The 19,073-nt window shown below is 56.8% G+C and carries 20 protein-coding genes and 2 tRNA genes; 14 read left to right on the top strand and 8 right to left on the bottom strand.

Annotated features, from left to right (window positions below; genetic code table 11):
* The first annotated feature begins 24 nt into the window (after positions 1-24).
* A complete protein-coding gene (locus RYZ18_RS03815; RefSeq protein WP_317655049.1) occupies positions 25-804 on the top strand; it encodes a Hint domain-containing protein in 780 nt (259 codons plus the stop codon).
* A 63-nt stretch (positions 805-867) separates the two neighbouring features.
* On the opposite strand, the gene RYZ18_RS03810 is transcribed toward RYZ18_RS03815, so the two are convergent.
* Both RYZ18_RS03810 and RYZ18_RS03805 read right to left on the bottom strand, forming a co-directional pair.
* Positions 868-942 (bottom strand) — tRNA-Asn (locus RYZ18_RS03810).
* Positions 943-1,013: 71 nt separating this feature from the next.
* Positions 1,014-1,868, bottom strand: coding sequence for an MBL fold metallo-hydrolase (locus RYZ18_RS03805; protein WP_317655048.1), 855 nt, complete (start codon positions 1,866-1,868; stop codon positions 1,014-1,016).
* Positions 1,869-1,920: 52 nt separating this feature from the next.
* Between RYZ18_RS03805 and RYZ18_RS03800 the strand changes: the two genes are divergently transcribed.
* A complete protein-coding gene (locus RYZ18_RS03800; RefSeq protein WP_411567092.1) occupies positions 1,921-3,255 on the top strand; it encodes an ATP-binding protein in 1,335 nt (444 codons plus the stop codon).
* A 17-nt stretch (positions 3,256-3,272) separates the two neighbouring features.
* Here the strand turns inward: RYZ18_RS03800 and RYZ18_RS03795 are convergent.
* Positions 3,273-3,349, bottom strand: a tRNA-Ile gene (locus tag RYZ18_RS03795).
* 125 nt (positions 3,350-3,474) lie between these two features.
* On the opposite strand from RYZ18_RS03795, the gene purM reads away from it, so the two are divergent.
* The 3 genes from purM to rnd all read left to right on the top strand — a co-directional run bounded on the left by purM (position 3,475) and on the right by rnd (position 6,372).
* Complete coding sequence (purM, locus tag RYZ18_RS03790; RefSeq protein ID WP_317655047.1) at positions 3,475-4,536, top strand: phosphoribosylformylglycinamidine cyclo-ligase; 1,062 nt, start codon at positions 3,475-3,477, stop codon at positions 4,534-4,536.
* Positions 4,533-5,135, top strand: a complete 603-nt coding sequence (purN, locus tag RYZ18_RS03785; protein WP_317655046.1) for a phosphoribosylglycinamide formyltransferase — start codon at positions 4,533-4,535, stop codon at positions 5,133-5,135. The genes purM and purN overlap by 4 nt, the downstream gene beginning before the upstream one ends.
* Positions 5,136-5,211: 76 nt before the next feature.
* On the top strand, positions 5,212-6,372 hold the full coding sequence (rnd, locus tag RYZ18_RS03780; RefSeq protein ID WP_317655810.1) for a ribonuclease D: 1,161 nt from the start codon (positions 5,212-5,214) through the stop codon (positions 6,370-6,372).
* On the opposite strand, the gene RYZ18_RS03775 is transcribed toward rnd, so the two are convergent.
* Complete coding sequence (locus tag RYZ18_RS03775) at positions 6,369-6,812, bottom strand: hypothetical protein (RefSeq protein WP_317655045.1); 444 nt, start codon at positions 6,810-6,812, stop codon at positions 6,369-6,371. The two genes, rnd and RYZ18_RS03775, sit on opposite strands and share 4 nt — an antisense overlap.
* 128 nt (positions 6,813-6,940) lie before the next feature.
* On the opposite strand from RYZ18_RS03775, the gene RYZ18_RS03770 reads away from it, so the two are divergent.
* Positions 6,941-7,366 (top strand): SufE family protein, encoded by a 426-nt coding sequence (locus RYZ18_RS03770; protein WP_317655044.1) that lies wholly within the window; start codon positions 6,941-6,943, stop codon positions 7,364-7,366.
* On the opposite strand, the gene RYZ18_RS03765 is transcribed toward RYZ18_RS03770, so the two are convergent.
* From RYZ18_RS03765 to RYZ18_RS03750, 4 genes are all read right to left on the bottom strand, one after another.
* Positions 7,363-8,013: a DUF1638 domain-containing protein gene (locus RYZ18_RS03765; RefSeq protein WP_317655042.1), complete on the bottom strand. Its 651-nt coding sequence runs from the start codon at positions 8,011-8,013 to the stop codon at positions 7,363-7,365. The genes RYZ18_RS03770 and RYZ18_RS03765 overlap by 4 nt on opposite strands.
* 6 nt (positions 8,014-8,019) lie before the next feature.
* The gene (locus tag RYZ18_RS03760) at positions 8,020-8,724 is read right to left on the bottom strand and encodes a corrinoid protein (protein WP_317655041.1); all 705 of its coding nucleotides are present in this window, start codon (positions 8,722-8,724) and stop codon (positions 8,020-8,022) included.
* A 135-nt stretch (positions 8,725-8,859) separates the two neighbouring features.
* Positions 8,860-9,873 carry a betaine--homocysteine S-methyltransferase gene (gene bmt / locus RYZ18_RS03755; RefSeq protein WP_317655040.1) on the bottom strand — a complete coding sequence of 338 codons (1,014 nt, stop codon included), beginning with the start codon at positions 9,871-9,873 and terminating at the stop codon, positions 8,860-8,862.
* A gap of 162 nt (positions 9,874-10,035) precedes the next feature.
* Positions 10,036-10,350, bottom strand: coding sequence for a DUF1476 domain-containing protein (locus RYZ18_RS03750; RefSeq protein ID WP_317655039.1), 315 nt, complete (start codon positions 10,348-10,350; stop codon positions 10,036-10,038).
* 231 nt (positions 10,351-10,581) lie between these two features.
* Here RYZ18_RS03750 and purC point away from each other — a divergent pair, with 231 nt between their 5' ends.
* The 8 genes from purC to RYZ18_RS03710 all read left to right on the top strand — a co-directional run bounded on the left by purC (position 10,582) and on the right by RYZ18_RS03710 (position 18,899).
* The gene (gene purC, locus RYZ18_RS03745; protein ID WP_317655038.1) at positions 10,582-11,340 is read left to right on the top strand and encodes a phosphoribosylaminoimidazolesuccinocarboxamide synthase; all 759 of its coding nucleotides are present in this window, start codon (positions 10,582-10,584) and stop codon (positions 11,338-11,340) included.
* A 47-nt stretch (positions 11,341-11,387) separates the two neighbouring features.
* Entirely contained in the window at positions 11,388-11,618 is a 231-nt protein-coding gene (gene purS / locus RYZ18_RS03740; protein WP_317655037.1) for a phosphoribosylformylglycinamidine synthase subunit PurS, read from the top strand.
* A gap of 12 nt (positions 11,619-11,630) precedes the next feature.
* Entirely contained in the window at positions 11,631-12,668 is a 1,038-nt protein-coding gene (locus tag RYZ18_RS03735; RefSeq protein WP_317655036.1) for a zinc-binding dehydrogenase, read from the top strand.
* Positions 12,669-12,686: 18 nt separating this feature from the next.
* Positions 12,687-13,355 (top strand): phosphoribosylformylglycinamidine synthase subunit PurQ, encoded by a 669-nt coding sequence (gene purQ / locus RYZ18_RS03730; RefSeq protein WP_317655035.1) that lies wholly within the window; start codon positions 12,687-12,689, stop codon positions 13,353-13,355.
* An 83-nt stretch (positions 13,356-13,438) separates the two neighbouring features.
* Positions 13,439-15,211: an ATP-binding protein gene (locus RYZ18_RS03725; RefSeq protein WP_317655034.1), complete on the top strand. Its 1,773-nt coding sequence runs from the start codon at positions 13,439-13,441 to the stop codon at positions 15,209-15,211.
* A 22-nt stretch (positions 15,212-15,233) separates the two neighbouring features.
* A complete protein-coding gene (locus RYZ18_RS03720) occupies positions 15,234-16,556 on the top strand; it encodes a sigma-54 dependent transcriptional regulator (protein WP_317655033.1) in 1,323 nt (440 codons plus the stop codon).
* Positions 16,557-16,754: 198 nt separating this feature from the next.
* A complete protein-coding gene (locus RYZ18_RS03715) occupies positions 16,755-17,207 on the top strand; it encodes a hypothetical protein (RefSeq protein WP_317655032.1) in 453 nt (150 codons plus the stop codon).
* 156 nt (positions 17,208-17,363) lie between these two features.
* A complete protein-coding gene (locus RYZ18_RS03710; RefSeq protein ID WP_317655031.1) occupies positions 17,364-18,899 on the top strand; it encodes an SEC-C metal-binding domain-containing protein in 1,536 nt (511 codons plus the stop codon).
* Positions 18,900-19,073 lie beyond the last annotated feature (174 nt).

The following is a 19,073-nucleotide window of genomic DNA, read 5'->3' as shown; positions in this document are numbered from 1 at the left end:
GGCGGCGAAGGCGGCGAGATCGGCTTGGGCGATATTCTCGATCTGTCGGGGCTGAACCCCGCCGATGTGAACATCACCTTCAGCGATCCCGCCAGTCAAAGCGGCACGCTGACCTATCTCAATTCCTTTGGCCAAAGCGTGACCGTCACGTTCTCCGAGATTGAGCGCATCATCTGCTTTTGTCCCGATACCCTGATTGATACCCAAGATGGCCCGCGCGCGGTGCAGGATTTGACCATCGGCACCAAGGTTTGGACGCAGGATCATGGCTATCAACCTCTGCGGTGGATTGCACAGCGCCGCATCCCGCAAAAGGTGGCGCTGCAGCATCCCAATCTGTGGCCCATTCGCATCAAGGCAGGCGCGATGGGGCAGGGTTTGCCGACACGCGATTTGATGGTCTCACCCCAGCATCGCGTTTTGCTGCGCTCGCGCGTGGCGCAACGGATGTTTGACTGTGACGAAGTTTTATTGGCCGCCAAGCATTTGACCGCCCATGCGGGCATTGATCAAATTCGCCCCGAGGCAGGCATCGAATATTGGCATTTCATGTTCGACAACCACGAATTGGTCGCATCAAACGGGCTGCTGACCGAGTCGCTCTTTACAGGCCCCGAGGCGGTCAAAGCCATCCCCGCAGAGGCACGGGACGAGCTGTTCACCCTCTTCCCCGATTTGCGTCATATCGAAGACTGCCCCGCAGAGCACAAAGCCCCCGTGCGCCCCGTGCCACGCGGCGCAGCCGGCCGACGCTTGGTCGAACGCCACATCCGCAATCAAAAAGAATTGGTCATGCGCGCATAAACTAGGCCACGCCTTTAGAACGCCGCGCTGCAACGGGTCTGCCAATTTAAATTTCAGGAAAATTGGCTCCGGCGGTAGGGATCGAACCTACGACCAATTGATTAACAGTCAACTGCTCTACCGCTGAGCTACGCCGGAACACGTTGGGCCGTATAGCAAGACGATTTTTGCGCGTCCAGTGCTTTGGGGCGAAAAAATCGTTCTTTGGATCAAATTCTGGAAAAACCTGCCTCGGCGCTGAGGGGGCTATCTGGTTTTGCTTGGTTTTCTTCAATCAATCCAATGAGATGCGCCAAAATGTTGCGCTCAGCCATCGGGTGCAGCAGGGGCTGAAGATCGGGGTAGATTTCCGCACGCAGGCTGCTGAGGCTGCGCGGGTTTGCTGTGAGGGCAGAAAGAATCTGGCCGTGTCGCATCGCGCGATGGGCGCGCAACTCGGCACAGCGCGCGCGGGGGTTCGCAATCGCGGCCCCATGGGCGGGCAAAAGCCGTTTTGGCCCGCGCGCCTCGATCGCGGCGAGCGAGGTCAAATAGGCCCCCAAATGACCATCAGGCGGGGAAATCAAGGTGCTTGACCAATCCATGACGATATCGCCGCAAAATTCGACATCTTGCCATGCGACATTCATATGATTGCCCATATGTCCGGGGCTGTGATGGGCAGTGATGCGCCAGTCTTCTGTCTCGATCACGGCCCCATCGGGCAGGGCAATGTCGGGGATGAAGCCGTGATCCACCCCCTCGCCACCGCCCAGATCAGGCAGCGTGCTGCGCCCCATATCCCATGGGCCTGCCGCCAAAATGGGCGCCTGTGTCGCCGCGGCCAAAGGGCGGGCGAGGGCGCTGTGATCTAAATGGGCATGGGTGACAAAAATATGGGTGATCCGCCCGCCCTGCGGCACGGCCGCGAGGATAGCAGCCAAATGCTGGTCTGATGCAGGCCCGGGGTCAATCACGGCGATAGAGCTTTCCCCCAGCATATAGGTCAATGTGCCTTCTGCCGTCATGGGCGAAGGGTTTGGGGCGCAGATGCTGCGCAAAAGTGAGCCATGCTCGGTCATCATCGGGCGTGTTTTTCCTTTGGCGCTTTGCGCGGGCCGCGGCTATAGATGGCCTATGTTGACGCGATTGATCAAGAAAATGCTGCCACGCGGCCTTTATGGGCGGGCTGCGCTGATCATGCTTGTGCCAATTTTGACGATCCAGCTTGTGGTTTCTGCGGCGTTTTTGCAGCGCCATTTTGACGGGGTGACGCGTCAGATGATGGAGGGGTTGGCGGTTGAGCTGCGCTTTATCATCCAAGAGATTGAGCGCGGCGGGATTTGGGCAGGTCGCAGTGTGGCCGCCCCGCTTGAGATCAGCCTTTTTGAGGGTGGGGACAAGCCATTTGAGGGCGGTGGACTGGAGGCGCGCGCCTTTTATGACCTCTCAGGGCGCAGTGTGATTGAGGTTTTGCGCCGTGCGGTGCCTGAGGTGACATGGATTGATCTGATCACCGATGATCGCAAAGTGATGATCGGGCTGCGTCTTGCCGATGGCACGCGCGTGGATGCCGAGATTGCACGGCGGCGTGTATCGGCCTCGAACCCGCATCAATTGTTGGTCTTGATGGTGTTTACGGGCATTTTGATGACTACTGTGGCGTTTCTCTTTCTACGCAACCAACTGCGCCCCATTCGCCGCTTGGCGCGGGCGGCAGAGGATTTCGGCAAAGGCCGCATCGTGGATTACAGCCCCGCAGGGGCATTGGAGGTGCGCAGTGCGGGCCGCGCCTTCCTCGATATGCGCAATCGTATTGAAAACCAGATCGAGCAGCGCACCATGATGCTCTCAGGTGTCAGTCATGATTTGCGCACCCCGCTGACGCGGATGAAATTGGGTCTCAGTGTCATGGAGGAAAGCGAAGATGTGACGGCCCTGCGCCGTGATGTCGAGGAGATGGAAACCCTGCTCGAGGCGTTTCTTGATTTCGCGCGTGGCGATGCATTGGATGATTTGGCGGAATTGGATATTGATAAATTCCTGCGCGAGATTGTCTCGGATGCCACGCGGTCAGGGGCGCAGATCAACTTTGCCCATTCTTCGAACAGTGGGATGCTTCAGGATTATACGGCCACATTCCGACCTGCGGCGCTGCGCCGTGCGCTTGGCAATTTGATTTCAAATGCGCAGCGATATGGCAGCGAGGCGCGTGTGACCTTGTCGCTTACGCCGCGCCAATGGCGCATTTCTGTGGAAGATGACGGGCCAGGCATCCCCGCAGATCAGCGCGAGGAGGCGATGCGCCCCTTCGTGCGGTTGGATGTGGCGCGAAACCAAAATCGCGGCTCGGGCGTTGGATTGGGTTTGGCGATTGCGCAAGATATTGCACGACGGCATGGCGGGCGGCTGACTTTGGGGAAAAGCGCCGATCTGGGCGGATTGAAAGCAGACATCATTCTACCGCGATAGCCGTGCTGGGGGGAGGATGGTAGGCCCGGCAGGACTTGAACCCGCAACCAAAGCGTTATGAGCGCTCTGCTCTAACCAATTGAGCTACAGGCCCCCGTAGGGCTTGGGTTACTGCGCCAATGCGAGGGGGTCAAGTATTGGATCACTCGCTTATGGACGAAGGCGGCGAAGATCGGTATCAGGGCGGAAATTCACGCCCCCTGATGAAAGGCCCGATCAATGCCCGCAGATGCGCAAGCGCCCAAAAACAGTCTCACCTATGCCCAAGCGGGTGTTGATATTGATGCGGGCAATGCGCTTGTTGATCGGATCAAACCTGCCGCTGCCGCGACTGCGCGAGCGGGGACGATGTCGGGACTGGGCGGTTTTGGGGCTTTGTTTGATCTCAAGGCTGCAGGATATCATGACCCGATTTTGGTCGCCGCCACCGATGGGGTTGGCACCAAGCTGCGCATCGCGATTGATACGGGCGCGGTGGACACCATTGGCATTGATCTGGTGGCGATGTGCGTGAATGATCTGGTCTGCCAAGGGGCGGAGCCTTTGTTCTTCCTTGACTATTTTGCCACGGGCAAATTGGCGGTAGATCAGGCTGCGCGGATCATCGAAGGGATTGCCGAGGGCTGTGCGCAATCGGGCTGTGCCTTGGTTGGGGGGGAAACCGCCGAAATGCCTGGTATGTATGACGCAGGCGATTTCGACCTTGCGGGCTTTGCCGTTGGCGCGATGGAACGTGGCGCAAGCCTGCCTGCCAATGTCACGGCGGGCGATGTGATCCTTGGCTTGGCCTCGGACGGGGTGCATTCAAACGGCTATTCCTTGGTGCGCCGCATTGTTGATGTGTCGGGTTTGGCATGGTCAGACCCCGCGCCCTTCGCCCCTGAGACAAGCCTTGGCGCCGCGCTTTTGGCCCCAACACGGCTTTATGTGAAGCCTATTCTTGAGGCGATCCGCGCAGGCGGGGTGCATGGGTTGGCCCATATCACGGGCGGTGGTTTGACCGAGAACCTGCCCCGTGTCCTGCCTCAGGGGCTTGGCGCGCGGATTGATTTGGGCGCTTGGGGTCTGCCACCCGTGTTCCAGTGGTTGGCCGAAACAGGCGGGATAGAGACGCGCGAGATGCTCAAGACCTTTAACGCAGGGATTGGGATGTGCGTGGTAGTCGATGCGGCTGAGGCCGATGCCATTGCGCGGCTCTTGGTGGCTGCGGGTGAAACCGTGACACGGCTTGGCGTGGTTGAGGCGGGCTCTGGCGTGACCTATGAGGGCGCGCTTTCGTGAAACGGGTCGCCATCCTGATTTCAGGGGGCGGTTCCAATATGGTGGAACTGCTCAAGTCAATGACGGGGGATCACCCCGCGCGGGCCTGTGTGGTTTTGTCGAATATCCCTGATGCGGGCGGTCTGGCCAAGGCAGAGGCCGCAGGCGTGCCAACAGTGGTGGTGGATCACAAACCTTTTGGGGCTGATCGCGCGGCCTTTGAGGCTGAGATGGCCAAGGCGCTTGACCAATATCAGCCTGATATCATTGCGCTTGCGGGTTTTATGCGGGTTTTGACCGCTGAATTTGTGGCCCGCTATCAGGGGCGGATGCTGAATATTCATCCCTCGCTATTGCCCAAATATCGCGGCCTGCATACCCATGCCCGCGCGATTGAGGCAGGGGATGATATCGCAGGCTGCACAGTGCATGAGGTGACCGCGGATTTGGATGATGGCCCGATCTTGGGGCAGGCACGCGTCCCTGTGGTGGCGGGGGATACGCCCGAAACCTTGGCCGCGCGGGTTTTGGTGCAGGAGCATCGCCTTTACCCTGCCGTATTACGCCGCTTTGCTGCGGGGGATCGCAGCCCGCTGATCTTTGAGGATGCTGCGCCCTGATCTAGAGGGGGGCTTTCCTTTTCCTGCGCCTTTTCGTAAACCCGTGTATCGCGGAAAAATTGAAGAAGTAACGCCCTTGCCGAAGACGCTGACAACCACATCCGAATTGGCCGAATTTTGCGAGGCCGCCGCACAGCACCCTTATGTGACCGTTGACACTGAATTCCTGCGCGAGCGCACCTATTATGCGCAGCTGTGTCTTGTTCAATTGGCGATGCCGGGCACGGATGACAGTGGTGCGGTTTTGGTTGACCCGCTGGCCGAAGGCATGTCGCTTGAGCCGCTTTATGAGCTGTTCCGCAATCCTGATGTGGTCAAGGTGTTCCATGCTGCGCGGCAGGATCTCGAGATCTTTCATGTGGAGGGCGGGCTCGTGCCTGCGCCTCTCTTTGATACGCAAGTGGCCGCAATGGTCTGCGGATTTGGCGATCAAGTGGGATATGAAACTTTGGTGCGCAAAATTGCCAAGGCCGCGCTTGATAAATCCTCACGCTTTACCGATTGGTCGCGGCGTCCTCTATCTGATGCGCAAAAAACCTATGCCTTGGCCGATGTCACGCATCTGCGCCAGATTTATGAATATCTGTCCGCGCAACTGGCCCGATCTGGGCGCAGTGCATGGATGGAGGAAGAATTGGCGCAGCTGACCAATGCAGACAGCTATATCGTAAATCCAGATCACGCGTGGATGCGGATCAAAATGCGCTCAAGCTCGGGAAGGCTTTTGGCGGTTGTGCGTGAATTGGCCACATTCCGCGAGGCCTATGCGCAGGAACGTAACATCCCGCGCTCGCGCGTCTTCAAGGATGATGCCTTGATGGAATTGGCCTCGACCAAGCCGCGCTCTTTGGCGGATTTGTCGAAATCGCGCCTATTGCTGCGCGAGGCGCGGCGGGGCGATATTGCGGAAGGCATTATTGCGGCGGTCAATCGCGGCATGGACACGCCGCCCGAAAAATTCCCCAAATTGCCAAATGGGCCAGATCGCAGCGACCTTAACCCTGCCTTGGCGGATTTGCTGCGTGTCTTGCTCAAGGCCAAGGCCGATGAAGCGGGCGTTGCACAAAAGCTGATCGCGTCCAGCGCGGATTTGGACAATATCGCGTCTGGCCATTTGGATGGCCTGTGGCGCAAAGGTTGGCGCGGTAAGGTCTTTGGCGAGGACGCATTGCGCCTTGTTCAAGGCGATGTGGGCCTTGGTGTCAAAGGCAGCAAAGTAGTTTTGTTCGAACTTTAACGCGACACCGTGCGGCGATTATTGGCCCCTTGCACGCTGATCCGTGTGACACCGCGCAGTTCATTCGCGCTGCGGAACGTGCCGACCAGAATTTCGCGAGTGCGCGGCGCACCTTCTGCCGTGTCATCCCGCGGGGGAACCACGCGGAATTCGAACAGCATGAGCCCGTCCTCATTGGAAATCTCGACCAGTTCGGCCTCCCAATAACCTTGACGTTCTGCGCGTCCTACGGCGCGGATGATGGCGCCGCCGTCAACCTGATCCGCCTCAAGCGAGATGACATCTGCGACAAGCGGGCGTGGATCGACAAATTCCTCGACCTGCACAACCTCGATCCGCTGCTCTTGGCGGTCATTTCCGAACCAGTTGAAGGGGTTCAGCCGCGTGGAACAGCCCGCAAGCCCCAAGATCATCGCAGCAAAAATGGCAGTGCGCAGCATATTGGCCCCTCTTGGCAAAGCATTACCCTTTGAGTGCTACCCTATCAGGGCGGTTTTGAAAAGCGCCTCTGGACGAATGGGGGGCTGCGCTTTAGGTCAGGGGGAGGTGACAGAAGAATGAGGGAAGAATGGCCAGCGAACGCTTTGAGGAAATCGCAGAAACATTCGAATTTCTGGACGATTGGGAAGACCGCTATCGCCATGTGATCGAATTGGGCAAAGCGATGGAGCCCTTGCCCGAGGCGATGCGCGTTCCCGCCACCAAGGTGGATGGTTGCGCCTCGCAGGTCTGGATCATGCCGCGGATCGAAGGGCAGGGGCCAGAAGCGCGGTTCGACTTTCAAGGTGAAAGTGACGCGATGATTGTGCGGGGCTTGATTGCGGTCTTGCACGCGCTTTATGCGGGCCTGAGCATTGCCGAGGTTTTGGCGGTTGATCCACGGGCAGAATTGGCGCGGTTGGGGTTGAATGACCACCTCTCTGCGCAGCGCTCAAACGGGTTGCGGGCCATGGTCGAACGCATCCACCTATTGGCGGCAGAAGCGCGGGGTTAATCCGCCCATTTTTTCAGGGCCGTTTCAAGATCACCATAGCCCGTAAAGCGGTGTTCAAAAGCAAGGCCGAGAAAATCGGCACAGGCTTTGGCTTTTTCGGTTAGGGCGGCGTCATCTGTCTGCGCCTGATAAACCAGCTTTTCGTAATTGCCAAAATAGATATCCCGCAATTCGGGGTGTTTATCGAGGCCAAGAGGGCGGGTAACAAAAGCGTCAAATTGACGGGTAAGGAAATCCGTCAGGTAAAAGGCAGTGACCTCGCCCAAGTCTTCAAAGCGGGCATTGCCCTCGAAAAAGCTGTAGCAATGTGGGCCTTCGAGCATGTCAACGCCAAGCGCGGCACAGCGCGCGGCCAAAGCCCCGCCTGTGCCGCAATCGGCATAAAGCACATAGATACTGTCGTAATCCCCACGCGCCCGCGTGACCGCCGCTTCAACCGCGTCAGGGATCAATTCGGGGCGATTGTGTAGAATGGCGGGCAGGCATTGCAGGTCGAGATGGTCAAACCCATTGGCCGCTTTGATCGCCAAAACTTCATGCGCCAAGGCCCCGCAGGCCAAAAGCAAAACCCGCCCCCTGCCAGATGCTGAAACGCCGCTATCGCGTAACGTGTCGTCATCTGGCAGATGCAGGGCGGGCTTTGTCATAATCGCTTAATGCGCGGCCATTTGGTTGTGTTTGCGCAGAACGAACTCCTTGGCGGTTTCCACGGCCACGGCCGCGTCACGGCAATAGGCGTCTGCGCCAATCGCGCGGCCAAATTCTTCGTTCAAGGGCGCGCCGCCGACCAACACGATGTAATCATCGCGGATGCCTTGCTCTTTCATCGTGTCGATCACGACCTTCATATAGGGCATGGTCGTTGTCAAAAGTGCGGACATCCCCAGAATGTCGGGGGTCTCTTTTTCCAAGGCTTCAAGATAGGCTTCGACCGCGTTATTGATACCAAGGTCAACCACTTCAAAACCTGCGCCTTCCATCATCATGGTGACAAGGTTCTTGCCGATATCATGGATATCGCCCTTTACCGTGCCAATCACCATTTTGCCGATACGGGGGGCGCCTGTTTCTGCCAAAAGCGGCTTAAGGATGGCCATGCCACCCTTCATCGCATTGGCCGCCATCAGAACCTCGGGCACGAACAAGATGCCATCACGGAAATCGTGACCCACAATGGTCATACCACCCACCAGGGCCTTGGTCAGGATGTCGTAGGGGGCCCATCCGCGCTCAAGCAGAATGTTAACCGCCTCTTCGATTTCTTCTTTTAGACCATCGTAGAGGTCATCGAACATTTGTTGGACAAGTTCGTCATCGTCCAGTTCTGAGAGGATGATTTCATCATTTTCGTCAGACATCTCAAGCGTCTCCTGAAGCGGCACTCAGCCGATAGCGTTTGAACGATTACCTAAGCTCTTCGCGCCACCAGACGCGCAAATTTACGACATCACGACCGCCGCAGGCGACCTTTGCCCATGCGATTGCATACCAAATTAGCTGCGGCGGCGGCCTGTGCGCTCGCGGCGCTGCGGGCCATTGCCATCCGTGCCATCCGATCCTGAGGAAAAGCCGCCCAACTCTTCGGCGATCTGTTCAAGGCTTGGAACGGCGCCGCGCGGGGTTTCTTCCAGCGCCTTGCGCATTGCCGCAAGATGGACAGGTTGGGTGCCGCAACAGCCCCCGATGATCTTGGCCCCTGCATCGCGGGCTAGAACGGCGTAACGGGCCATCAACTCGGGGGTGCCATCGTAATGGATATGGCCATCAACGTATTTGGGGATGCCTGCATTGCCCTTGGCAATCACGGGGCGCTCGTTGCCCGAGGCGCGAAAGCCCAGAACCGTGCGCATCAAATCCGAGGCCCCAACACCGCAATTTGCACCATAGGCCAAAGGTTTGTGATCCAGTTTCTCAACCAAATCCGACATCGCGGCGGAGGTGACACCCATCATCGTGCGCCCTGCCGTGTCAAAGCTCATGGTGCCGCACCATGGCATACCTGCTAGTTTGCACGCTTCGGCTGCGGCGGCGTATTCTTCGGGGGCTGAGATTGTCTCGACCCAACATACATCCGCACCGCCTGCCTTAAGCCCTTCGGCCTGTTCATGGAACATCTCCACGGCGGCCTCGTGGGTCAAAGGCCCCATTGGCACCATGATCTCACCCGTTGGCCCCATGGACCCTGCAACGACCACCTCGCGGCCAGAGGCATCAGCGACTTCGCGGCCGATCTCTGCGGCAATTCGATTTAGGTCAAAGGCGCGATCTTGGGCATCATGCAATTTCAGCCGTGCGCGCGTACCACCAAAGGAATTGGTCAAGAAGATATCGGATCCCGCATTGACGGCCCCGCGATAGAGTTCGGCAATGCGATCAGGGTGATCTTCGTTCCACAATTCTGGCGCATCGCCCGATTGCAGCCCCATGTTAAAGAGGGTCGTGCCCGTTGCGCCATCGGCCATCAGCCAATCGCGGGTTTCCAAAAGGGTCTGCAAACGGTTCGACATAATGAAATTCCTTGTGTCACATCAGCTGCGACATGGCCCCTCTGGGGCAATGATGCAAGCCCGAAAATCCACATGATCTTTATGAAAAATCTGCGAGGTCAAAAAAGAAACACCCCGCGCAACAGATGCACGGGGTGCGCAGAATTGGGGCAGGGGTGGTGATTAATTCTCGTTCACCAATTGGGTCTTGGCCTCGATCAAGAGCGCTTCAAATTTTGCGCGCAGCTCATCTTCCGAAACTTTATCGCCCAAATCCGCCTTCAGCTTGCCGATGACATCCTCGTGGCCTGCTTCTTCGAAATCAGCGCGGATCACCTCTTTGGCATAGGCCTCGGCCTCATCGCCCGTTTTGCCCAAGATTTCGGCGGCCCATAGGCCCACCAGTTTATTGCGGCGCGCTTCAAGCTTGAATTTCATTTCTTCATCATGCGCGAATTTTGCTTCGAACGCGTGTTCACGGTCGTCAAATGTGCTCATTAATCTGTCTCCTTGGGCGGTGAGCTTGCGGTTTATCCCTGTGATAGCCTTAGCAGGGTTTTGGCCGCAAGCGGTGATTGGCAATCCAACTTGCGACACAGCGCGCTTTGGTCTATTGCGCGAGCAAGAGAGAACGGGGCGCAGCATTGGTTTGGGCCAGATGCGGCGTTGCAGCACGCCCTCGATCTCAGACCACCACCTGCCTCCCGCAGATCAGGGATTGGAGACATCATGGCACGGCGCAAAAAAATCTACGAAGGCAAGGCGAAAATCCTATATGAAGGCCCCGAGCCAGGCACATTGGTGCAATATTTCAAGGATGACGCGACCGCCTTTAACGCGGAAAAGCGCGCCACGATTGACGGCAAAGGCGTGTTGAACAATCGCCTGTCCGAATTTTTCATGTCGGGTCTGAATGCAATTGGCGTTCCAACCCATTTCATTCGCCGCCTCAATATGCGCGAGCAGTTAATCCGCAGCGTTGAGATCATCCCGCTTGAGGTGGTGATCCGCAATGTCGCCGCGGGTTCGATTTCCAAGCGATTGGGGATTGAGGAGGGCACAGCCCTGCCGCGCCCGATTGTTGAATTTTACTACAAGGATGACGCGCTGGGTGATCCTTTGGTGGCCGAAGAACATGTCATTGCCTTTGGCTGGGCTAGTCAGCAAGATTTGGACGATATGGTCGCCTTGGGCTTGCGGGTGAATGATTTCCTGTCTGGCCTGATGATGGGTGTCGGCATCAAATTGGTGGATTTCAAAATCGAAATTGGCCGCATTTGGGAGGGCGATTATATGCGCCTGATCGTGGCCGATGAAATCAGCCCCGATAGCTGCCGCCTGTGGGATATGAAAACGGGCCAGAAGTTGGACAAAGACGTCTTCCGCCGTGATTTGGGCGATTTAGCAGATGCCTATACCGAGGTGGCCAAGCGCCTTGGCGTTTTGCCTGATCAGGGCACGGTGTCAGGCCCGACATTGGTGAATTAAGCGAAGCCCCGCTTCGCAGATAGAACGTAGACAGAAAGGCAAAAGCAATGCGCGCAACCGTGACCGTGATGTTGAAGCAGGGGGTTCTTGATCCACAAGGCGAGGCGGTGCGCCATGCGCTGGGCGCTTTGGGCTTTGAGGGTGTTTCGGGTGTGCGGCAGGGTAAAGTGATCGAACTTGATCTGGCCGATGGCACCACCGAAGACCAAATCCGCGAGATGTGCGAAAAGCTTTTGGCCAATACTGTGATCGAAAGCTACCAAATCGCGATCAGCTAAAGGGGTCTGTCGATGCGTGCTGCCATCCTGCGTGAATATAACAAAGACCTGTCGATTGAGACTGTGTCAGACCCTGAATGCCCCGAAGACGGGGTGATCCTCAAAGTTCTGGCTTGTGGTGTTTGTCGCTCTGACTGGCATGGTTGGGTGGGGGAACACCCACGCATCAAACCCGGTCAAATCGGCGGGCATGAATATTGCGGCGAAGTGATCGAAGCAGGACCGCGCGCCACCTACAAAAAGGGGGATCGTTTGGTTGCCCCCTTTATTCTCTCCTGCGGCTCTTGCCCGACCTGTCAATCTGGCGCGGGTCATACCTGCCCCAATCAACGCTTGCCGGGCTTTACTGAGCCGGGCGCCTTTGCCGAATATGTCGCCGTTCCTTTTGATCATAATCTTGCGCGCTTGCCCGAAACGCTGTCACCGACTGTTGCGGCGGGGCTAGGGTGTCGTGTGACAACATCATGGCACGCGCTGACGGGGCGCGCGGCCGTGCAGGCGGGGGAATGGGTCGCGGTGCATGGCACGGGCGGCATTGGCCTTTCTGCCGCGATTTTGGCCAAGGCGCTTGGGGCTTTTGTGGTTGTCGTAGATGTCGTGCAGGAAAAGATCGACCATGCCCTGTCTTTGGGTATTGATGCAGGGGTGAACGCCCGTGATGGCGATGTCGCGGCCAAGATCATCGAAATCACCAAGGGCGGCGCACATGTCAGCATCGAGGCCCTCGGGATCGAGGCCACGGTTGCAGGCTCTATTGGATGTTTGCGCCCCTTGGGGCGTCATGTCCAGGTGGGCATGCCCGTAGGGCATACAGCCCAGATGCAGATTGATATGAACACGGTCTATATGCGCAATCTGGCCCTTTACGGCACGCGTGGCATGCCCTCTTGGCGGTATCCAAGTCTCTTGGGTCTGATCGAGGCAGGTCGGGTGGATATGTCCCCCCTGATTGCGCGGGAAATCCCGCTTTCGCAAACAGGGGCCGAGCTTGCCGCATTTAATGGCCCAACACCGCCCGGTGTGGCGGTCATCACTGATTTTACGTCCTGACGAAAGGAACCCCCAAAGATGAAAGCCGCCGTTCTTGTGTTTCCCGGATCGAATTGTGACCGCGATCTGAAGCGCGCCTTTGAACAGGTGGGCTTTTCCGTGGATATGGTCTGGCACAAGGACACCAAACTGCCTGAAGGGGTGGATTTGGTCGGTGTTCCGGGCGGGTTTTCTTATGGCGATTATTTGCGTTGCGGCGCGATTGCCGCGCAATCGCCCATTTCAGGCGCGTTAAAATCCCATGCGGATCGGGGCGGGTATGTGTTTGGGGTTTGCAACGGGTTCCAAATCTTGACGGAGACCAAATTGCTGCCCGGTGCGCTGCTGCAAAATATGTCGACCCGCTATATTTGCGAAACGGTTGGGTTGCGCGTGGAAAACACGCAAAGCGCCTTCACCACCGCCTATGAACAGGGCGCTGTGATCGAGGTGCCAATCGCGCATCATGAGGGAAATTATCAAGCCGATGCAGAGACGCTTGCGCGCTTGAACGGCGAGGGCCAGGTGGCATTTCGCTATATCGAAAACCCCAATGGCGCGGTCGAGGATATTGCAGGCATCTTGTCAGAAAACCGCCGCGTTTTGGGGATGATGCCGCATCCCGAGCGCGCCTGCGAGCCATTGCATGGCGGCACGGGTGGTGCAGGCGTTTTTGCTGGTTTGGCACAGGCCTTGGTTGCGGCCTAGCGCGGCTCTGCCATCGGCAAGACATCGCGCAAGCGTGATCTAATCTTCTTGTCTGGCCTGCAGGGCGCGCGTAGGTTTGCGCCATGAGCCTAAACACACGCCCCACTCTTGAACCCCGCCGCTTGCGTGCCTTACCACGCCTCAGTGGCGTTTGGGTTTTACGCCTTTTCTTGGCGCTGTTCTTGGTGGGCTTTATCGTCACCATCTGGGCGGCCAACCTGTTTTTGACCGAGCGCCTGACCGAAAGCACCCGCAACCGCGCAGAAATTCGATTGGCGCTCTATTCTGGCACGATCATGTCAGAGCTACAGCGCAGCTCTGTCGTGCCGCTGTTGTTATCGCGCGACCCTGTCCTCATCACCGCGCTGCGCGAGGGGGAATTTACGGCCACCTCACAACGCCTGATTTCTTATTTGGATGAAATCGGGGCGGCCTCTTTTGTGCTTCTAAACCGCTCGGGCCGTGTTGTTGCTGCGACAGACCGCGCGCGGCTTGGGGAATTGCGCGCAAGCGAGCCCTTTTTTGTGCAAGCGGTGCGCAGCGCAGATACGGTCTTTACCTCAAACGAACCTGCCACTGGGCGGTATGACTTTACCTTTTCGCGCCATATCACTGATAACAATCAGCTTTTAGGCGTGATCATGGTCGAGGTGAACTTGGCCCGTGTGGTCGAACAATGGCGCGGGGCATCCGAGGCTGTGTTCATCACCCAAGGGTCAGGCGAGATCATTTTGGCAACCGAACCCCGTTGGCGTGGCTTGATTGAGGCGGATGCCTTGGCCCGCCAAGATGCCCCATCGGCCATTCGCCGCGCCATTGAGAATGCGGGCGATTGGGCCTTTGGCGAGGAGGGGTATGTGTTTGGCGATGACACGCTGCGCCTTGCCCAAGATATGCCCTTTCGCGGGTGGGAAATCGTGTCCTACACTGCCTATGCCTCGGTGCGTGAGCGGGTGAACGGGGTATTGGCCCTTTTGACAATGGGCTTTGCCCTTGTGCTTGCTGGCGCGTTTTACCTGTTGTCGCGCCGCGCGCGGTTGCAAACGGCCGTGTTTCAACGCGAAAGTGCGGAATTGCGCCGCCTCAATGACCGCCTCAGCCGCGAGATTGCCGAGCGCGAAAAAGCGCAGCGCGATTTGGAGCAGGCCGAATTATCGCTAGCGCAGAGCCAGAAATTGGCCGCTTTGGGGGAAATGTCCGCTGCTGTCAGCCATGAGTTGAACCAACCGCTTGCGGCCATGAAAACCTATCTGGCAGGGGCGAAATTGCTGTTGCAGCGCCGCCGCCCTGATGAGGCGATGTCCTCCTTTCAGCGCATTGACGATCTGATTGAACGCATGGGGGCGATCACGCGGCAGCTCAAATCCTATGCCCGCAAGGGCGGCGACAGTTTTGCCCCCGTTGATCTGCGCGATGCGATCACAGGCGCGATGACCATGATGGAGCCGCAAATGCGGCAGATGAAGGTGGAAATTGCACAAATCATCCCCAATCAGCCTGTGATGATCTTGGGCGATATCGTGCGGTTGGAACAGGTGATAATCAATCTGTTGCGCAACGCCCTTGATGCGATGAAAGGCCAAGAGACGCGGCGCATTGAAATCCTTTTGGCCGAAGGGGATGAGGCGGTTCTCTCGGTGCGTGACAACGGGGCAGGGATCGAAGATTTAGATCAACTCTTCGAGCCGTTTTACACCACCAAGAAGCCTGGTGAAGGGGTGGGGCTTGGCCTTGCGATTTCTTCGGGCATTGTCACTGATTTTGGGGGCCGTTTGCGCGCACGCAACAGCGACACAGGCGGCGCGGTATTTGAAATCAGGCTGCCGCGTCATCAGATAAAGGGGGCCGCAGAATAGGCGGCGAAAGGATCGGGTTGGAATGAAAGTTGTGATTGTCGATGACGAGCAGGATATGCGCCAATCGATCAGCCAATGGTTGGCCCTTTCTGGGTTTGAAACCGAAACCTATGGCAGCGCAGAAGAGGCGCTCAAAGAGATCACATCCGATTTCGCGGGCATTGTTATCAGTGACATTCGTATGCCCGGCATGGATGGGATGGCCTTTCTCAAACGGCTGAATTCTATCGATCACAGCCTGCCAGTGATCATGATCACGGGCCATGGCGATGTGCCAATGGCGGTCGAGGCGATGCGCATCGGCGCTTTTGATTTTCTCGAAAAACCCTTTGATCCCGAAAAGATGAGCAGCCTTGCCAAACGCGCGATCCAAGCGCGGCGTTTGACCCTTGATAATCGCTCGCTCAGGCGGGAACTCAGCGATGGCACAGGGATCATGCGCCGCTTGGTGGGCACAAGCCCCGCGATGGAACGGCTGCGCGAGGATATTCTCGACCTTGGCCAAGCCGATGGTCACGTTCTGATCACAGGCGAGACGGGCACGGGCAAAACCCTTGTCGCCCATGCCCTGCACGCGGTCGGCCCCCGCGCGGGCAAACCCTTTGTCACCGTCACCTGTGGCGCGCAGGACGAGGCGCAGTTGCGCAGCCTGATCTTTGGCGCAGAAGAAAACGATCTGGCCCGTCCCGCCCTAGAGGCCGCACGCGGCGGCACATTGGTGCTTGAGGATGTCGAAACCCTCAGCGATGCGCTGCAGGCGCGGCTGCTCTCGGCCTTGGACGAGGCGCAAAGCGCGGGCCGCGATCTGCGCATCATTGCCATTTGTAACGGGGCCGAAGGGGCCGCGGGCTGCGAGGCGGCGCTCAGGCCCGATCTGTTTTTCCGCTTGGCCGCGATGCGCAGCGCGCTGCCCCCCTTGCGGCAGCGCGGCGAGGATGTGCTGACACTGTTCGCACAATTCGCTGAAAATTACGCCGAAGAATACGGCACCGACCCGATCCACCCCAATGCCCAAGAGACCGCGCAGATGTTGCAGGCCCCATGGCCGGGAAACCTGCGTCAATTGCTGAACTTGGCTGAACGCGCCACGCTGCAAGCCCGCCGTGGCGCGGCCTCGATCACGGCGCTGTTGATGAACGACACGACCGAGGTGGTGCCGCAGGATATGGGCGAGGGCAAACCCCTCAAAGAATATGTCGAGGCGTTCGAGCGGATGCTGATCGACAACACCATGCGCCGCCACCGCGGCTCCATCGCTGCCGTGATGGAGGAACTCAGCCTACCACGGCGCACCCTGAACGAGAAAATGGCGAAATACGGGTTGAGCAGGTCGGATTATTTGTGAGGGGGGGGCGATATGGGCGGGAAGTGGAAGTTCGCTGCACAGGCGAAAGTGTTAAGGCCAGTTGGTCAAAGCAGGCATTTGCTTGGAGCTTCACAATACTCTCGGAACCGCGCCCAAGGACGAGTTCCCCCGATCCATAGATGCAGTATTCTAAAGTATTATGATGAATCCATTTTTTAGATTTACCATGGTGGTAACGTGCAAAAAGAACCGAGAACTGAGCGCGAGATATTTGAAGACCTTGTAAAACTTTGCACGCGCCCAGGTTATGTGCATGCCATTGCTTACCTTTGCTTCCGAGACAATGTCATCCGCTACACAAAGGATGTTTCGGGAAAAGACTTTGCAAAAGTGCGACCGTTCGAGCGGCTGATCCGCAACGAAATCAATGCCCTCATCGGCTGCATGGTCAAAGCAGACCTTGATTGGTCACTCCCAGAACCGGCGACAATGAACGAGTTGATCGAGTCATCGGATAGTCTTCTTGCCGAATACCACGACAGAATGAGGGCAGATGCTTATGCGGGCATGTCAGCTGAAGCAGTTCAATCTGGGTTTGACCCAACTTCCACTGGTGAAGCGCTTAGGGAAGCGGTCTTCTATGCAGCGGAGTCTGCATATGTTTTTCAGTTTCGAGACATGGCGTGCTAGCGGTATGGACAAGACAGTGACTGGCTCGTAGAGCAAAAAGGATATTCGCCTATTGACGCGCGCGAAATCTGCCGAGCCCTGTTTACTTCGCAAAATCAGATAATCACCACCACCCTAAACGGATTGAGGAATAAGCCACCTTCGGAGTGGACTGTTTTGGAGGGTTTTCGGCTCGATATTGATGACATTGCTGATCGATGTGGCAAGACAAAGGAGACTGTTTCCAAGTTCCTTTCAGCCTTCACATACCAAATGGAGAATGGTCATAAAGGTTACTCGCAGATTGATGATTTCAATGAGGTGGCTGTAGCACCTATACTGCAAGCTCCGGACGGTGCTCGGTACCTGTTTCAATATTATCCACTTGTGGAGGCTGTCTATGACAGCCCCTTCTATTGGTTCTTGGAGGACGAACAGTATTTTCCTGCCGCCTTGAGGAATCGCGGTGAATTCACTGAGAAATTTCTGACTGAGCGCCTCATTTCGATATTTGGAAAAGAGGCTGTCTTTGCCAACGTAGATGTCTACGATGGGAAGAACCGAGTAGGTGAAATGGATTGTTTGGTCGTGTTTGGCGAGTACGCAATCATCTTTCAGGCGAAATCTCAGCGTCTCACCCATCCAGCCAGAAAGGGAAAGCTTGAAAAGCTGAAAGAAGATTTTGGACGTGCTGTCCAGAATGCGTACGATCAAGCAGTCGCATGTGCGAGGACGATCCCGAAGGAAGGCGTCCGTTACGTATGTCAAGATGGACGGGAACCTGACCTTTCGCAAATTGAGCGCGTCTACCCAGTCTGCGTCTTGGCGGATCATTATCCGGCATTGGCTATGCAGGCGAGATCGTTTCTCAAATCCACGACTGACAGCCTGATTGGAGCGCCACTGGTTTGCGATCTCTTCCTGATCGACGTGGCCACTGAAATGTTGCCGTCCCCACTGCGTTTCCTCAGCTACATCACATTGAGGGCGCAGTTTGGAGAAAAGATCCTGGTTACAAACGAATTGGCTACGTTTGGTTACTATCTGCGACAGAGCCTATGGGTTGATGACGCTTACAACATGTTGTTGCTGGACGACAGTGTAGCAAGTGATCTTGATGCGGCGATGACCGTGCGAAGGGACGGTTTACCAGGCAACGACACGCCCAAAGGCATACTTACGAAACTCCAAAACACCCGCCTTGGCAAAATAGTTGCGGAGGTTGAACATGATCCCAATCAATTCTGTGTCGGTATGGGCTTATCCATATTGGAGATGGGTGAAGATTCCTTTCGAAAAATGAGCTCCGCACTTGATGTCATGATCAGGGATGCTGGCCGTACTGGCAGGCAGCATGACCTGACTATCCCATTAGAGCACCGAGACGCTGGTCTGAGCATACATGTGAATGCTGATCCAGATCAGGGAGCTTCTGATAAGCTGCGTTCTCACATGCTATATCGCAAGTATGCCCAGCGAGCGGGAAAGTGGTTTGGGCTTTTACTTGAACCGACGACGGGGAAACCACGTTTTGGTGCCAAGGTTCGCTCGCTACACACATTCGACTTTGAACTTGAGGCAATCACGTCCAAAGCAGCGCCTCTCCAAAAGTTAGATGAACTGCCTTCCCAATTCGCAAACCGGAAGACTGGACGAAACGATCCATGTCCTTGCGGCAGTGGGAAAAAGTTCAAGCGTTGCTGTCTCGAATAGCAACAATTGTGGGTTCTTTAGAACTGGTCTGATGAGTATCCGCTTTGGAGAAGCTGCGCTACGGAATCGTTTATGGCGGCGAATGTCTCCTAAGGGCCGATCGCCGACCAAAATGATTTCATCTTTATACATCGTTGCCCCCCCCCAAAAAAAACCCATTGCCCTCTTCCCCGC

It is taken from the genome of Roseovarius sp. 10 (assembly GCF_033100315.1).
GTDB lineage: Bacteria > Pseudomonadota > Alphaproteobacteria > Rhodobacterales > Rhodobacteraceae > M30B80.
The sequence above is the reverse complement of the archived record's forward strand: the minus strand, read 5'-3'. Positions and strand labels throughout refer to the sequence as shown.

Excerpts from the sequence above, each read along its gene's own strand:
- RYZ18_RS03760 (WP_317655041.1), bottom strand. The coding sequence starts at position 8,724 with ATGTCTGACGAAAATGATGAAATCATCCTCTCAGAACTGGACGATGAC.
- purC (WP_317655038.1), top strand. The coding sequence starts at position 10,582 with ATGGCACGGCGCAAAAAAATCTACGAAGGCAAGGCGAAAATCCTATAT.
- RYZ18_RS03770 (WP_317655044.1), top strand. The coding sequence starts at position 6,941 with ATGGCCAGCGAACGCTTTGAGGAAATCGCAGAAACATTCGAATTTCTG.
- RYZ18_RS03800 (WP_411567092.1), top strand. The coding sequence starts at position 1,921 with ATGTTGACGCGATTGATCAAGAAAATGCTGCCACGCGGCCTTTATGGG.
- RYZ18_RS03750 (WP_317655039.1), bottom strand. The coding sequence starts at position 10,350 with ATGAGCACATTTGACGACCGTGAACACGCGTTCGAAGCAAAATTCGCG.
- RYZ18_RS03725 (WP_317655034.1), top strand. The coding sequence starts at position 13,439 with ATGAGCCTAAACACACGCCCCACTCTTGAACCCCGCCGCTTGCGTGCC.
- RYZ18_RS03775 (WP_317655045.1), bottom strand. The coding sequence starts at position 6,812 with ATGCTGCGCACTGCCATTTTTGCTGCGATGATCTTGGGGCTTGCGGGC.
- bmt (WP_317655040.1), bottom strand. The coding sequence starts at position 9,873 with ATGTCGAACCGTTTGCAGACCCTTTTGGAAACCCGCGATTGGCTGATG.
- RYZ18_RS03735 (WP_317655036.1), top strand. The coding sequence starts at position 11,631 with ATGCGTGCTGCCATCCTGCGTGAATATAACAAAGACCTGTCGATTGAG.
- RYZ18_RS03720 (WP_317655033.1), top strand. The coding sequence starts at position 15,234 with ATGAAAGTTGTGATTGTCGATGACGAGCAGGATATGCGCCAATCGATC.
- purM (WP_317655047.1), top strand. The coding sequence starts at position 3,475 with ATGCCCGCAGATGCGCAAGCGCCCAAAAACAGTCTCACCTATGCCCAA.
- purQ (WP_317655035.1), top strand. The coding sequence starts at position 12,687 with ATGAAAGCCGCCGTTCTTGTGTTTCCCGGATCGAATTGTGACCGCGAT.
- purS (WP_317655037.1), top strand. The coding sequence starts at position 11,388 with ATGCGCGCAACCGTGACCGTGATGTTGAAGCAGGGGGTTCTTGATCCA.
- RYZ18_RS03805 (WP_317655048.1), bottom strand. The coding sequence starts at position 1,868 with ATGATGACCGAGCATGGCTCACTTTTGCGCAGCATCTGCGCCCCAAAC.
- RYZ18_RS03765 (WP_317655042.1), bottom strand. The coding sequence starts at position 8,013 with ATGACAAAGCCCGCCCTGCATCTGCCAGATGACGACACGTTACGCGAT.